Annotated in this window: 11 protein-coding genes and 1 pseudogene; 10 read left to right on the forward strand and 2 right to left on the reverse strand. The window is 57.8% G+C overall.

Annotated features, from left to right (window positions below; all coding sequences use genetic code 11):
• Window positions 1-9: 9 nt before the first annotated feature.
• A complete protein-coding gene (locus RIFP1SYM_RS05540; protein ID WP_039959813.1) occupies window positions 10-1,731 on the forward strand; it encodes a nickel-dependent hydrogenase large subunit in 1,722 nt (573 codons plus the stop codon).
• A 170-nt stretch (window positions 1,732-1,901) separates the two neighbouring features.
• Window positions 1,902-2,381 carry a hypothetical protein gene (locus RIFP1SYM_RS05545; RefSeq protein WP_010086938.1) on the forward strand — a complete coding sequence of 160 codons (480 nt, stop codon included), beginning with the start codon at window positions 1,902-1,904 and terminating at the stop codon, window positions 2,379-2,381.
• A 55-nt stretch (window positions 2,382-2,436) separates the two neighbouring features.
• On the opposite strand, the gene RIFP1SYM_RS05550 is transcribed toward RIFP1SYM_RS05545, so the two are convergent.
• Both RIFP1SYM_RS05550 and RIFP1SYM_RS05555 read right to left on the reverse strand, forming a co-directional pair.
• Window positions 2,437-3,474 carry a CNNM domain-containing protein gene (locus tag RIFP1SYM_RS05550; protein ID WP_005960742.1) on the reverse strand — a complete coding sequence of 346 codons (1,038 nt, stop codon included), beginning with the start codon at window positions 3,472-3,474 and terminating at the stop codon, window positions 2,437-2,439.
• Between the two features lie 335 nt (window positions 3,475-3,809).
• Window positions 3,810-5,102, reverse strand: a complete 1,293-nt coding sequence (locus RIFP1SYM_RS05555; protein WP_006475476.1) for a citrate synthase — start codon at window positions 5,100-5,102, stop codon at window positions 3,810-3,812.
• 308 nt (window positions 5,103-5,410) lie between these two features.
• Between RIFP1SYM_RS05555 and RIFP1SYM_RS05560 the strand changes: the two are divergent.
• From RIFP1SYM_RS05560 to RIFP1SYM_RS05590, 8 genes and pseudogenes are all read left to right on the forward strand, one after another.
• Window positions 5,411-7,671 (forward strand): annotated as a pseudogene (locus RIFP1SYM_RS05560) (NADP-dependent malic enzyme).
• Window positions 7,672-7,750: 79 nt separating this feature from the next.
• Complete coding sequence (gene sdhC, locus RIFP1SYM_RS05565; RefSeq protein WP_240992023.1) at window positions 7,751-8,083, forward strand: succinate dehydrogenase, cytochrome b556 subunit; 333 nt, start codon at window positions 7,751-7,753, stop codon at window positions 8,081-8,083.
• A 40-nt stretch (window positions 8,084-8,123) separates the two neighbouring features.
• A complete protein-coding gene (gene sdhD, locus RIFP1SYM_RS05570; protein WP_005960748.1) occupies window positions 8,124-8,468 on the forward strand; it encodes a succinate dehydrogenase, hydrophobic membrane anchor protein in 345 nt (114 codons plus the stop codon).
• 9 nt (window positions 8,469-8,477) lie between these two features.
• Window positions 8,478-10,241: a succinate dehydrogenase flavoprotein subunit gene (sdhA, locus tag RIFP1SYM_RS05575; RefSeq protein ID WP_005960749.1), complete on the forward strand. Its 1,764-nt coding sequence runs from the start codon at window positions 8,478-8,480 to the stop codon at window positions 10,239-10,241.
• A gap of 16 nt (window positions 10,242-10,257) precedes the next feature.
• Entirely contained in the window at window positions 10,258-10,953 is a 696-nt protein-coding gene (locus RIFP1SYM_RS05580) for a succinate dehydrogenase iron-sulfur subunit (RefSeq protein WP_006475858.1), read from the forward strand.
• A gap of 80 nt (window positions 10,954-11,033) precedes the next feature.
• Window positions 11,034-12,632, forward strand: coding sequence for a cation:proton antiporter family protein (locus RIFP1SYM_RS05585; RefSeq protein WP_005960751.1), 1,599 nt, complete (start codon window positions 11,034-11,036; stop codon window positions 12,630-12,632).
• Between the two features lie 36 nt (window positions 12,633-12,668).
• A complete protein-coding gene (locus RIFP1SYM_RS17360; protein ID WP_010088833.1) occupies window positions 12,669-12,839 on the forward strand; it encodes a hypothetical protein in 171 nt (56 codons plus the stop codon).
• A gap of 173 nt (window positions 12,840-13,012) precedes the next feature.
• Window positions 13,013-14,200, forward strand: a 1,188-nt coding sequence (locus tag RIFP1SYM_RS05590; protein ID WP_039959815.1) for a vWA domain-containing protein, incomplete at its 3' end; no start/stop codon positions are given.

Here is a 14,200-nt window from a genome sequence, read left to right on the forward strand (position 1 = left end):
ATGAAAAAAATGGCTGAAAGAATCGTCGTTGATCCCATAACCCGCATCGAGGGTCACCTGCGTATCGAGGCGCAGATGGAGGGCGATCAGATCGCCAGCGCCTACTCCTCCGGCACCATGGTGCGCGGCATCGAGTTGATCCTGCGTGGGCGTGATCCGCGCGACGCCTGGGCCTATGCACAGCGCATCTGCGGCGTTTGCACCCTGGTGCATGGCATCGCCTCGGTACGCGCGGTGGAGAATGCACTGAACTACCCGATCCCGCCCAACGCCCAGTTGATCCGCAATTTGATGATCGGTGCCCAATACATCCACGATCATGTGATGCACTTCTACCACCTACATGCGCTCGACTGGGTGGACGTGGTTTCCGCGCTCTCCGCTGACCCGGCGAAGACCTCGGAGCTGGCGCAGTCGTTGAGCAACTGGCCGAAGGCATCCCCCGGCTACTTCGCAGATATGCGGAAGAAGCTGAAGGGGTTTGTCGAAGCCGGCCAGCTCGGCATCTTCGCCAAGGCCTACTGGGGCCACTCCGCCTACAAGCTGCCGCCGGAGGCCAATCTGATGGCGGTGGCTCACTATCTGGAGGCGCTCTCCTGGCAGCGTGACGTGGTGCAACTGCACACCATCTTCGGTGGCAAGAATCCGCACCCCAACTTCCTGGTCGGTGGCACCGCTTCACCCATCGATCTCAACTCCGATTCAGCCATCAACATGAAGAAGTTGGCCCAGGTGCAGAATGTGATCGACAAGATGCGCAGCTTCGTCGATCAGGTCTATCTGCCCGACACTCTGGCTATCGCCGGCTTCTACAAGGAGTGGGGCGAGCGTGGTGAGGGCCTCGGCAACTTTCTCTGCTACGGTGATCTGCCGGGCACCAGCATGGACGATCCCGACAGCTACTTCTTCCCCGCTGGGGTGATCCTCGATCGGGATATCTCCACCGTGCATCCGCTCGACATGAACAACTCAGATGAGATCCAGGAGTTTGTGGCCCACTCCTGGTACGACTACAGCGATGGCAAGGAGCAGCCCAAGCACCCTTACGACGGCGAGACTAATCTCAACTACACAGGCCCCAAGCCGCCCTACAAACAACTCGATGTGGAGCAGGCCTACTCCTGGATGAAATCGCCGCGCTGGAAGGGCAAACCGATGGAGGTGGGGCCGCTGGCGCGGGTGCTTATGCTCTATGCCAAGGGCCACGAGCAGACTCAAGAGTTGGTCAATATGACCCTGAAAACCCTGGACCTGCCGGTGCGTGCGCTCTTCTCCACCCTTGGTCGCACCGCTGCCCGGACCCTGGAGACCAAGATACTGGCCGATGCCATGCAGGGCTGGTACGACCAGCTGATCGCCAACATCAAGGCTGGTGATACCAAAACTTTTAACGAGGCTCTGTGGGATCCCTCCACCTGGCCAAACCAGTGTAAGGGGGTTGGTTTCATGGAGGCGCCGCGTGGTGCCCTCGGCCACTGGGTGGTGATCGAAAATGGCAAGATCAGCAACTACCAGGCGGTGGTTCCCAGCACCTGGAATGCCGGACCGCGGGATGCGCAAGATCAGGCTGGTGCCTATGAGGCGGCGCTACAGGATAACCATCAACTAGCCGATGCCAAACAGCCGGTGGAGATCCTGCGCACCATCCATAGCTTCGATCCCTGTATCGCCTGCGCGGTGCATCTTTCCGATGAGGATGGTGAAGAGCTGCTACAGCTCAAAGTCACCTGAGCGGACTGGCTGGGCGCGTGGACCTGCAAGTTGCAGGGCGGGTTAAAATGGGATGATTGACACGGAATATTGCTGATCCAGCTCTTAGCTTTGCGGCCAATTGTACCTAAAATGGCGGATCAGGCTGAGGGAACGCCTCTAGCAGAGATATCCCAGCAGGAAGGCTGAAGATGAGACCAACCACATTTATCGCATCCTTGTCCCTAATCCTCTCTTCGTCCTCTTGGGCGTTCGATTATAGCGAACAGATCAAAGGGCTCAGCTGTGATCAAGACAAGACCTGCATTTATAAACGTCCTACGCATGACGGCCAGACTGGCAACAAGGGTGTTGAATTCCCGTCTGGGTTTATCGAGGATTGCGCCCGGTTTATCAGTTCTTTTGAGAAACCGGCAGCAGCTGAGTCGTCTCACGAAATCAAACAGCCCGAGCAACAGCAAGAGGATACGTCAGATAATAGTGATGACAGCAACCTGGTCATATCCGTTAAATACAAAAAACGGGATGAGCCTGAGTTTGTCTTGTCCCGGGAGCTTGGAAATGCTTATGGCAGGGCAGGCATGTTTCTCACCCTGACCGGAACAATGGTGGGTGGTGATGCTGGTGAAACCCAGATAGGGTGCGAATGGACGATCCGTCAGTACGACTAGCCTGTTTTGCCAGAAAAGTCAGCCGTTACCCCTTCCCTTTATGGGTTAACAGGCCCTAGCGACCGGACTGTTGCTGTTTCCAGCGGGCAGCTTTTTCCAATGCGAGCTGCTGCATATCCGCTACCTGATCCACTTCATCCATGATCTCCCGCCCAAGTAGCGTTTCAATGGTGTCTTCGAGGGTGACGATGCCGGAAAACTGACGATATTCGTCATGCACCAGAAAGAGGTGCTCCCGGCGCTTGATGAACAGGTCGAGCAGATAGTAAACGGGCATCTCCCTCGGCACCTGGTGTAGCGCTGTCATCAGGCTGCGCAAGGGGGCATGAGTCTGATCTTCGAGAGAGGTGGCCTTCAGGATATCTCGTGCGAAGACCATGCCGATGATTGAGTCCGGATCTTTCTCGTAAACGGGGATTCGGGAATAGATGAAGACCTCGGGCTTTTCCAGTGCGGATTCGATGTTGCGGTCGGCGTCGAGGCGGAATACCACGCTGCGGGGTGTCAGGATATCCTTAACCGCAACTTGCTTGAGAGAGAGTAGGTTCTCGATCAGCTGACTCTCATGTTCTTCCAGAATCCCGCTCTGCTCACCGATCTCAGCCATCGCTGAGATCTCTTCCCGGGTCAGGCCGTTACTCTCTGGTTTCTGAATACGCTGGGTAATCTGGCCCGACAACCACAACAGCGGGGCCATCGCCTTGATGAGAAACGCGATGATATAGGTGGTGGGCTTCGCCAGTTCTCTCCAATAGGTTGCACCGATGGTTTTTGGGATGATCTCGGAGAGGTAGAGGATCAGCAGTGTGAGGATAACAGCGATCAGGCTTTGCCACTGGATACCGAAGATTTGGGCTGCTTCGGCACCGACACCGGCAGCCCCCATGGTGTGGGCGATGGTGTTGAGGGTCAGGATGGATGAGATGGCGTTATCGATATTGCTTTTAAGCCTCAGCAGAGGTTTTTTATGCGGAGTACTGTCGTCCAGTGAACCGATGTAGCTGGGTGTGATTGAAAGCAGAACCGCTTCAAGAATGGAGCATAGGAAGGAGACGAAGAGGGCCAGAAAGAGATAGAAGAACAGTAGTGCCATTTATCCGTACAACAGGCTCTGTGGTCTTCCGAGCATAGCATAGAGGCATGCGTTATAAGTCAGTGAGAGCCTATCTGTTCTCATGTAAACGATGGCAATCTTAGATAGGTTCGGCGTGTTGCATAGCTTTTGTTGACTTTGGGCAGCTGAATCCTGCCCCGGCATTGCGCTGGATAACCTTGAAGATTTGCCGGAGGAGACCTTCAAGGCGCTGAAAGAGTTTGTTGCCTCCATCAAAGGTCCGCTTAGCACTCCCGTGGGGGCGCTATCTGCTTCCTAGGGCAACATCATGAAGCGACTAAGAGCGCCGTTTGCGGCGCTCCTAATCTGATAGGTCAGATTTTGCGACTGGGCATCTCCACATAGTCGGTCAGGCCATTCCCGGTATAGATCTGCCGTGGACGTGAGATGCGGCTGTTGGCGTCGCGCCGTTGCTCCCACCAGTGGGCGATCCAGCCCGGCAGACGCCCCATCGCAAATATTACTGTAAACATGCTGGTAGGGATGCCGATGGTGCGCAGGATGATACCGCTGTAGAAGTCTACATTGGGATAGAGTTTACGCTCGATGAAGTAGGGATCCTGCAGGGCTATCTCCTCGAGTTTACGAGCAATATCGAGCAGTGGATCCTTCTTTCCTGGCTGGGAGAACAACCGTTCCGCCACCTCCCTGAGCACCTTGGCGCGTGGATCGAAATCCTTGTAGACCCGGTGGCCAAACCCCATCAGGCGCACGCCGCTCTCCTTATCCTTGGCGAGATTTACATACGCCTCCGGGGTCATGTTGCCTTTGTGGATCTCCTCCAGCATGTTCATGACCGCCACGTTGGCACCGCCGTGCAGTGGGCCCCAGAGTGCGCCGACGCCGGCAGAGCAGGAGGTGAACAGGTTGGCACCGCTGGAGGCGACCATACGCACTGTTGAGGTAGAGCAGTTCTGTTCGTGATCGGCATGCAGGATCAGGATCAGATTGAGTGCGTCACGCACCAGATCGTCGCAGACATACTGGTCGTAGGGCTGGGAAAACATCATGTGCAGAAAATTATGCACATAGCGCTGGTGTGGATCGGGGTAGATGTAAGGCTGGCCGGTTGAATGGCGATAGGCGTAGGCGGCAATGGTTCGGATCTTGCTGATCAACCGAGCCGCCGCCATGCGGAACTGCTCGGTGTCCTCTAGCTCCAGAAGCTCAGGGTGGAAGCAGGAGAGGGTGTTGATCATGGAGGAGAGCACCGCCATCGGCGGGGCCGTGCGGGGGAAGCTATCGAAGTGGCTCTTCATGCCCTCGTCGAGGTTGGCGTGGAGGGTAAGATCTCGGGCAAAGTCAGTGTATTCCTCGGTGGTCGGCAGATGGCCGCAGATCAGTAGCCAGACCACCTCAATAAAGTTCGGGCCGTTGGCAAACTGCTCGATGGGGATGCCCCGGTAGCGCAGAATGCCCTTCTCGCCATCGATATAGGTGATCGAACTCTGGCAACTGCCGGTGTTGGCGTAGCCTGGGTCGAGGGTGATGTATCCGGTGCGGGCGCGCAGGCTGCTGATATCGATGGCCGGTTCATCTTCTGAACCTATCACCAGAGGCAGATCATACTGCTCCCCGTCAAGGGTGAGGGTGGCCTTGTCTGACATGGTGTTTTCCCTTTTTAATCTGAATAGGTGACAACCAGAGTGATGCGTTGCCAGCGGTAATTCTGGGTGATTCAACGCACTATTGGCTGTGGCGCTGCAATCTTTTTGAGGCCCCAATGACACCTGAAGGTGGACGCCAGATAAACCATCCGTTACTGAGGAAATGGGGGCTTGGGGTACTCAATTTCCCCGCAATAGAGGTGGGAAAAGTTGCACTTTTTTCTATGATCTGACTGCTATCCTGTGGGACAGATAATCGCAATCCGCCCCATGCCCCAACGGCTTCAGAAAACAGCAAGGACCACCCCATGTCAGAGGACAGCCTCAACAGTGCGCTGCGTTACCACTGTTACCCCCGCCCTGGAAAGCTCGAGATCAAGGCGACCAAGCCACTTGCCAACCAGCTGGACCTTTCGCTGGCCTACTCGCCGGGGGTAGCCGAGCCCTGCCGGGAGATCGCCGCCGACCCTGCAAAGGCCGCCGACTACACCGCCCGCGGCAATCTGGTGGCGGTGGTCACCAATGGCACCGCAGTGCTGGGGCTGGGCGCCATCGGCGGGCTCGCCTCGAAGCCAGTGATGGAAGGCAAGGCGGTGCTGTTCAAGAAGTTTGCTGATATCGATGTGTTTGATATTGAGGTAGATGAGACCGATCCCGCGCGTTTCATCGAGATCGTCGCCGGCCTGGAACCGACCTTCGGCGGCATCAACCTGGAGGATATCAAGGCCCCTGACTGCTTCATCATTGAGGAGGGGTTGAAGCAGCGCATGAAGATCCCGGTCTTCCACGACGACCAGCATGGCACCGCGATCGTGGTTAGCGCGGCGATCCTCAATGCCCTGCAGCTGGTGGGCAAGGATATCGGGCAGGTGCGGTTGGTGGCCTCAGGCGCCGGCGCGGCAGCGCTGGCCTGCCTCGATCTGCTGGTGGGCCTGGGGATGAATAAGGCCAACATCGTGGTGACTGACATCGCCGGGGTGGTTTATCAGGGACGGCAGGAGGAGATGGACCCCTACAAGGCTCGTTACGCCATTGACACTGGCGCGCGTACCCTGAAAGAGGTGATGCCGGGAGCCGATATCTTTCTCGGCCTTTCTGCCGGTGGGGTACTGAAGCCGCAGTTTTTGCAGCAGATGGCGGAGCGGCCGATCATCTTGGCGCTGGCCAATCCGGTGCCGGAGATCATGCCCGATGAGGCCAGGGCGGTGCGCCCCGATGCGCTGATTGCCACCGGCCGTTCCGACTATCCGAATCAGGTTAACAATGTCCTCTGCTTTCCCTTCCTGTTTCGCGGCACCCTCGACTGCGGTGCCAGCGAGATCAATACCGTGATGAAGTTGGCCTGTGTGCGGGCGATCGCCGGACTGGCCCAGGTACAGGCCTCGGATGTGGTGCAGTCGGCCTATGGCGGTCAGCAGCTGCAGTTTGGTCCGGACTACCTGATTCCTAAACCCTTCGATCCACGGCTGATAGAGCATATCGCCCCGGCGGTGGCCGAGGCGGCGATGGAGAGCGGTGTGGCACAGCGCCCGATCGCTGATCTGCAGGCCTATCGGGAGGGGTTGCAGCAGCAGGTGTTCCGCACTGGCATGACCATGAAGCCGGTGTTCGATGCGGCCCGCAGTGAGCCGAGGCGGGTGGTCTATGCCGAAGGCGAAGAGCCGAAAGTGCTGCAGCTGATCCCCCAGGTGGTGGAGCAGGGCATCGCCCGGCCGATTCTGATCGGCCGTCGTGCGGTGGTGGAACGGCGTATTCGTGAGCTGGGGTTGGCGCTCGAGATCGGCCGGGATCTGCAGCTGGTCGACCCGCAAGATCACCCCCGCTACCCAGATTACTGCAAGCGGCTGTTCCAGATTATGGCGCGCAAGGGCTGTCGCCCACCGAGGCGCGCCAGCTGTTGCGGACCAACTCCAGCGTGCTTGCCGCGATGTTGCTGCTGGAGGGAGATGCAGATGCGCTGATCTGCGGTCTGGTGGGGCGCTATCGTCACCATCTGGAGAAGATTCAGGACATTATCGGCCCCGCCGATGGGGTGAAAAAACTCACCTCCATGAGCGTGTTGGTGCTCGACTCCGCCACCTTGTTTATCACAGATAGCTATGTGCAGGAGGAACCTGAGGCGGAGGATATTGCCGAGATCGTGCGACTCTGCGCCGACGAGGTGCGTTGGTTTGGTGTTGAACCCAAGGCTGCACTGCTCTCCCACTCCAACTTCGGCAGTCACGATTCGCGCTCCTCACGCAAGATGCAGCAGGCGTTGAAGATCGTCCGCACAAATCTGCCGGAGCTGGAGATCGATGGCGAGATGCATGCGGATCTGGCGCTGGATGCCACCCTGCGCACTCTGCGTTTCCCTGACTCCGGGTTGGCAGGGGCGGCCAATCTGCTGGTGATGCCGAATCAGGATGCTGCCAATATCGCCTTCAACATGCTCAAGGTGCTGGGTGATGGCATCACCATCGGTCCGGTGTTGGTCGGGGCGGCGGGCTCGGCCCACATCGTCACCCCATCGATCACCGTGCGAGGGCTGTTGAACATGACAGCGTTGGCTTCAGTGCGGGCGAGATAGGCTATGGGTTTGCCACCCATTTTTGGTCTGTTGACTATACTTGGTCCAATCCTTGGCTAGATCCAAAAAAACAGAGCGAATGGTCGATAACAACAAACGACCGGTTTTTCTCAATCTCCTGCAGATTCATATGCCGATCACCGCCGTGGTGTCGATCTTGCATCGGCTGACCGGGGTGCTGATGTTTCTCTCCATTCCCTTGCTGGTAAAACTGCTGAGTCTCTCGGCGAGTGGTGAGGAGGGCTTTGCCCAGGCGCTTGAACTGTTTCGCCACCCGTTCTCGCAACTCCTGCTTTATTTGCTTTTGTGGATCCTGCTGCACCATCTGCTGGCGGGGATTCGCTTCCTGCTGATCGATATGGAGATCGGCGTGGCGCGGCAGCAGGCGCGGGCCTGGCCCGGCTGGTGCTGATTAGCGGGCTGTTCGCTGCACTGTTGCTGGGGGTATTACTATGAGTCGTCAGATGCCGGGGCTGCAAGCCTGGCTGTTTCAGCGGATTAGTGCGGTTTATCTGGGGCTCTACACACCGCTTTTGCTTCTCTACTTTATCGTCATGCCGCCCCAATCCTATGCCGAGTGGCATGTGTTTCTTGCCAGTCCCTGGGTCAATAGCTCGATCCTGTTGTTCGCGCTGGCGCTGCTGGTGCACGCCTGGGTCGGGGTCCGCGATGTGGTGCTTGACTATGTCCACCCCTACCTGCTTAGGCTGGCGATGCTCACTGGTGTTGCGGTGATGCTGATCGCCTGGGGCTTCTGGGTATTAGCGCATACTGCTTGTGGTCACCGCTTAACCTAAGGAGATGCCATGTCACTGCAGCGCCGACACTTTGATTCGTTGATCCTGGGGGCTGGCGGCGCAGGCTTGCGCGCCGCGCTGCAGCTGGCGGAGGCCGAGGCGCGGGTGGCGGTGGTCTCGAAGGTCTTTCCGACCCGCTCCCATACCGTTGCCGCCCAGGGTGGAGTCAATGCCGCCCTGGCCAATGTCTCGGCGGACAACTGGCACTGGCACATGTACGACACGGTGAAGGGCAGCGACTACTTGGGCGACCAGGATGCCATCGAATATATGTGCCGCGCCGCCTCCAATATCGTCTATGAGCTGGAGCACTTTGGCGTGCCCTTTTCGCGGCTTGATAACGGCCGCATTTACCAGCGCGCCTTCGGTGGCCAGAGTCAGAACTTCGGTGGGGCTCAAGCCTCGCGCACCTGTGCCGCCGCTGATCGTACCGGCCACGCCATCCTGCATAGCCTCTACCAACAGAATATTCGCGCCAAGACCCACTTTTTCGATGAGTACTTCGCCATCGATCTGATCCGCGACGATGAGGGGGTGATCCTCGGTGCGCTGGTGCTCGACATCGCCAGTGGCGAGCCGCTGCTGATCGAGGCCAAGACCACCTTGATCGCCACTGGCGGCTGCGGTCAGCTGTTCCGCACCAACACCAACGCCCACATCAACACCGGCGACGGCATGGCGATGGCGTTGCGTGCCGGCATCCCGCTGCAGGATATGGAGTTTTTCCAGTTCCATCCCACCGGCATTGCCGGCAAGGGAATGTTGATCACCGAGGGCGCGCGCGGCGAGGGCGGTTATCTGATCAACGCCGAGGGTGAGCGTTTCATGGAGCGCTATGCTCCCAGCGCCAGGGACCTGGCGAGTCGTGACGTGGTCAGCCGCTCCATCGCCACTGAGATCCGCGAGGGACGCGGCTGCGGGCCGGACAAGGATCATGTGCTGCTCAAAGTCGACCATCTGGGAGAGGCAGTGGTGGCGAAGCGGCTGCCGGGCATTCGCGACACCTGCCGTACCTTCCTGCACATTGACCCCGCCTCTGAACCGATCCCGGTGTTTCCCACCGCCCACTATGTGATGGGCGGCATCCCCAGCAACCGCTTCGGCGAGGTGGTGGTGCCGGTAGGGGAGGGGCCGGAGGAGGCGATCCCCGGGCTCTATGCCGCGGGAGAGTGCGCCTGTGTCTCGATTCACGGCGCCAACCGGCTGGGCGGCAACTCGCTGCTCGATATCCTGGTGTTTGGCCGCGCCGCCGGCAACCGCATCATCGACTATCTGAAACAGAACCGTTTCCACCGCCCGATGAGCGAGAGCAGTCTGGAAGCAGCGATGGCACGGCTGCAACGCTGGGACCAGGCGGGTGATGGTGAGCGTGTCGACCAGCTCAGCAGCGATCTCAAACGGGTGATGGAGAGCCACTGCGGTGTGTTCAGGACCGAACAGGTGATGCACGAAGGGATCGAGGCGCTGCAACAGCTGCGCAGGCGTATGGCCGAGGTGCGACTGCACGACAGCAGCAAGGTTTTTAACACCGCCCGGGTGGAGGCGCTGGAGCTGGAGAATCTGATGGATATCGCGATGGCCACCATGATGGCGGCCGAGGCGCGCCAGGAGAGCCGCGGCGCCCACTCCCGGGTTGACTACCCGGAGCGGGACGATACCAACTGGCTGAAGCACAGCCTCTACTTCCTGCAGGATGACCAGCTTGAGTTCAAGCCGGTCCGAACCAAACCCCTATCGGTGGAGAGCTTTCCGCCGAAGCCGCGTGTCTACTGAAGAGGGGCTTTCGAGCATGCGATTCAGAATCTACCGCTACAACCCGGAGCAGGATCAGGCCCCCTACATGCAGGAGTACCAGCTGGAGGAGGTCGCTCCGGGCATGATGCTGCGCGATGCACTGCTGCGGCTCAAGGCAGAGGATGAGTCTCTGACCTTCCGCCACTCCTGCGGCGAAGGGGTGTGCGGTTCCGACGGCATGAACATCAACGGCCGCAACGGTCTGGCTTGCATCACCCCGCTGACCGGGCTGAAGGAGCCAGTGGAGGTGCGCCCCTTCCCGGGCATGCCGGTGATCCGTGACCTAGTGGTGGATATGGCGGCCTTCTACAAGCAGTACCGCATGGTCAAGCCCTACCTGATCCGCAACGAGCCGATACCGGAAGTGGAGGTGCTGCAGTCGCCTGCAGAGCGCGAGCGGCTCGACGGGCTCTACGAATGCATCCTCTGCGGTTGCTGCTCCACCGCCTGCCCCTCGTTCTGGTGGAATCCCGATAAATTCCTCGGCCCGGCAGCACTGCTACAGTCCTGGCGCTTTCTTGCCGACAGCCGCGACCAAGCGGAGGTCGATCGGCTCGATGGGCTCGAAGGCCCCTACAAGTTGTTTCGCTGCCACACCATCATGAATTGTGTCGATGTCTGTCCCAAAAGACTCAATCCGACCCGCGCGATTGGCCTGATCCGGGAACTGATGCTGAAGCGATCGGTTTAGCTGTAGCAACACCGCCCTCTGCGCTCTGCAGCAAGTGCCCTTGGGATAAACCTGTCCAACTGTTCTTTCTGGGATAATCCATGGATTTTGAATGGGTCGCTATCGCGCTGGGAGATGTTGCCTGGATATCCCTGGCTTTTTTTCTAGGCTTCCTGGCAAGACTGATTGGTCTGCCGCCGTTGGTGGGTTTCCTGGCAACCGGTTTCGTGCTCAATTATCTGGGTATCGCAAGCGGAGAGATGCTGGAAAAGCTTGCTGATCTGGGCATCACTCTGCTGCTGTTCACCGTTGGCCTGAAGCTGAACCTGAAGGTATTGATAAGGCCGCAGGTCTGGTTAGTGACGGTGCTGCATATCTCAATCATCATTGCCCTCTTTGGCGCGGTTATATTTAGTCTGGCCTTGATGAGTGCGCCACTCTTCTCCGGCCTGGATCTCAAGCTTTCGCTGATGCTTGCCTTTGCATTGAGCTTCTCCAGCACCGTTTTTGTGGTCAAGTCGCTGGAAGAGAAAGGGGAGATTAAGTCCCTGCATGGACGGATCGCTATCGGCATCCTGGTTATGCAGGACCTGGCTGCGGTCATCTTTCTGGCAGCATCGGCAGGGAAGTTCCCTTCACTCTGGGCGCTACTGCTGTTTCTACTTATTCCGTTACGACCACTGTTACACCATCTGCTGCAAAAAACCGGCCATGGTGAACTGTTGATTCTGTACGGCCTGGTTCTGGCCCTGGGCGGAGCCGAACTCTTTGAGCTGGTTGGAGTGAAGGACGATCTGGGGGCGCTCGTCATGGGGGTGTTGATCTCTACCCACCCCAAGTCAAAGGAAATGGCCAAGTCGATGCTGGGTTTCAAGGACCTGTTCCTGCTGGGCTTCTTCCTCGCTATCGGCATGTCAGGCCAGCTCTCGCTGGAGGCGTTGATTATCGGTGGCTTGCTTGTACCCTTTGTCTTCGCTAAATCAGCGCTCTTTTTTGCTCTGATGACCCGTTTCAAACTGCGGGCACGGACTTCCTTGTTAGCGACACTGAGCCTGACCAACTACAGTGAATTCGGCTTGATCGTTGCCGCGATTGGCGTAACCAATGGTTGGCTGGATAGCGAGTGGTTGGTCGTTATCGCTATCGCACTCTCCCTCTCCTATGTTTTAGCAGCGCCATTAAACAGCATAGATAACAAAATTTACGGTCAATTCAGAAGTTTCTGGATGAGGTTTCAACGCAAAGAGAGGCTTCCGGATGACATGCTGTTGGATACGCTCGGTGCAACCATCGCTATCTTTGGCATGGGCAGAGTTGGCAGCGGTGCTTACGACAAGATGCGTGCACTGCATGGTGAGACTGTAGTTGGCATCGACTTTGATGCCGAGTTGACCAAAAGACACCAGTCGGTGGGACGCAATGTTCTGCATGGTGACCCGAGCGATGCGGACTTCTGGGACAAGATAGAGCAAGACCACAGTATCGAACTCGTCATGCTGGCGCTGCCAAATCTGGCAGCCAACCTGGATGCCCTGGAACAGCTGCGGGAGATCTCTTTCCCCGGACGTATTGCCGCGACGGCAAGGTATCCGGATGATGAGGAGGAATTACGCCAGTCCGGTGCAACCGCTGTGTTTAACATCTACACGGAAGCAGGTGCCGGATTTGCTGATCACGTTGAGGTGCAAAACCAAGTCTGATGGACTTCCAGTGTTATCCACATCTGATGTTTTTTGATGAAAAAACTGATCGAAAAAGAGTATGTCGCTCCATGGGAAAAGGCCTTTGACCCTGTGTTAACACCCCTCGATGCATTTATTCATCGCCAGACCACCAGTGGTGTACTGCTCATGCTGTGTGCGATTGCGGCGCTCACTGCTTTACCCTCCATGCTTAGGATTTTTTGATGGCCAAAACCGGGATGATTTTTGCCTCTTTTCTTGCCGGGATTTCAGGGTTCCTCTGGCTGTTTTTCACCTATGAGATAGTGCTGAGGGATCAATGAGGTCGATTTAACCCCATCTCCCCAGCTGATCCGTATTAACGGATGGATCTAATCAAAACAGGTAAGGAGAAAGCCATGAAACTCAAACCCATCGTTGCCGTGTTCAGCCTCTCATTGCTGGCGGCCTGCACTATCCATAATTCAGAACGGGCCTCACGCCCCCAAAGTACTGCCGTTCATCCCTCGCTGGTCGAGATGGAGGAAGTGATGGCGGATCAACCTCAGCAGCTTCTGCCCGATCCGGCAAAGAGGCGCTATGAGATGAAGCTGATGGCCCAGCCGGTCGCAGGCATCAATGCCAGCGTTCGTCCGCCCTCGGAACCGCTTGATCGGGAAAACTATGCCCACTTCAAAGACAACCCCCTGAAACGGGCGGCGGAGTTCCCGGTCTCTACCTTCAGCATCGACGTGGACAGCGCCTCCTATGCCAATTTGCGGCGTATCCTCAACGAGGGGCGCCTGCCACCGATGGACGCGGTGCGGGTGGAGGAGATGATCAACTACTTCAATTATGAGGATATGGCAGCGGAACAGCGTGACACCCCGTTTGGTATTACCACCGAGGTTGTTGCCAACCCCTGGAACCCGGAGACAAAGCTTCTGCGTATCGGCATCAAAGCTTGGCAGCCCAGGCAGTCCGAAATGCCCCCCGCCAATCTGGTGTTTCTGGTGGATGTCTCTGGTTCCATGCACTCGCCCGACAAACTGCCGCTGCTGAAGCGCTCGCTGCGTCTGCTCAGTCGCAGTCTGGATGCGGATGACCGGGTCAGTCTGGTGGTTTATGCCGGGGCCTCTGGGGTGGTGTTAGAGCCTACCCCAGGCAACAAGAGGGCGACCATCGAACAGGCCCTACAGCAACTCAGTGCGGGCGGCTCAACCAACGGTGGTGCGGGGATCCGGCTCGCCTACGCGAAGGCCCGTGAGGCGTTTATTGAGGGCGGCATCAACCGGGTCATCCTGGCCACCGACGGTGACTTCAACGTCGGCACGGTCAACCATCAGGCGTTGATCGACCTGATCAAGCAGCAGCGCCAGGCAGGCATCGCCCTCACCACCCTCGGCTTTGGCGGTGGCAACTACAACGACCATCTGATGGAACAACTCGCCGATCAGGGCGATGGTAACTACGCCTACATCGACAGCCTGATGGAGGCGCGCAAGGTGTTGGTGAGAGAGCTGGGTGCCACCCTGCAGACGGTGGCCAAGGATGTGAAGATTCAGATTGAATTCAACCCGGAATATGTCACCGAATATCGCCTCGTG

Source organism: endosymbiont of Riftia pachyptila (vent Ph05) (assembly GCF_000224455.1).
In the GTDB taxonomy this organism is placed as follows: Bacteria; Pseudomonadota; Gammaproteobacteria; order Chromatiales; family Chromatiaceae; genus Endoriftia; species Endoriftia persephonae.

Coding starts and splice junctions, on each gene's coding strand:
- sdhD (WP_005960748.1), top strand. CDS start 8,124: ATGAGTCGTCAGATGCCGGGGCTGCAAGCCTGGCTGTTTCAGCGGATT.
- RIFP1SYM_RS05580 (WP_006475858.1), top strand. CDS start 10,258: ATGCGATTCAGAATCTACCGCTACAACCCGGAGCAGGATCAGGCCCCC.
- RIFP1SYM_RS17360 (WP_010088833.1), top strand. CDS start 12,669: ATGAAAAAACTGATCGAAAAAGAGTATGTCGCTCCATGGGAAAAGGCC.
- RIFP1SYM_RS05550 (WP_005960742.1), bottom strand. CDS start 3,474: ATGGCACTACTGTTCTTCTATCTCTTTCTGGCCCTCTTCGTCTCCTTC.
- RIFP1SYM_RS05585 (WP_005960751.1), top strand. CDS start 11,034: ATGGATTTTGAATGGGTCGCTATCGCGCTGGGAGATGTTGCCTGGATA.
- RIFP1SYM_RS05545 (WP_010086938.1), top strand. CDS start 1,902: ATGAGACCAACCACATTTATCGCATCCTTGTCCCTAATCCTCTCTTCG.
- RIFP1SYM_RS05555 (WP_006475476.1), bottom strand. CDS start 5,102: ATGTCAGACAAGGCCACCCTCACCCTTGACGGGGAGCAGTATGATCTG.
- sdhA (WP_005960749.1), top strand. CDS start 8,478: ATGTCACTGCAGCGCCGACACTTTGATTCGTTGATCCTGGGGGCTGGC.
- sdhC (WP_240992023.1), top strand. CDS start 7,751: ATGGTCGATAACAACAAACGACCGGTTTTTCTCAATCTCCTGCAGATT.
- RIFP1SYM_RS05540 (WP_039959813.1), top strand. CDS start 10: ATGGCTGAAAGAATCGTCGTTGATCCCATAACCCGCATCGAGGGTCAC.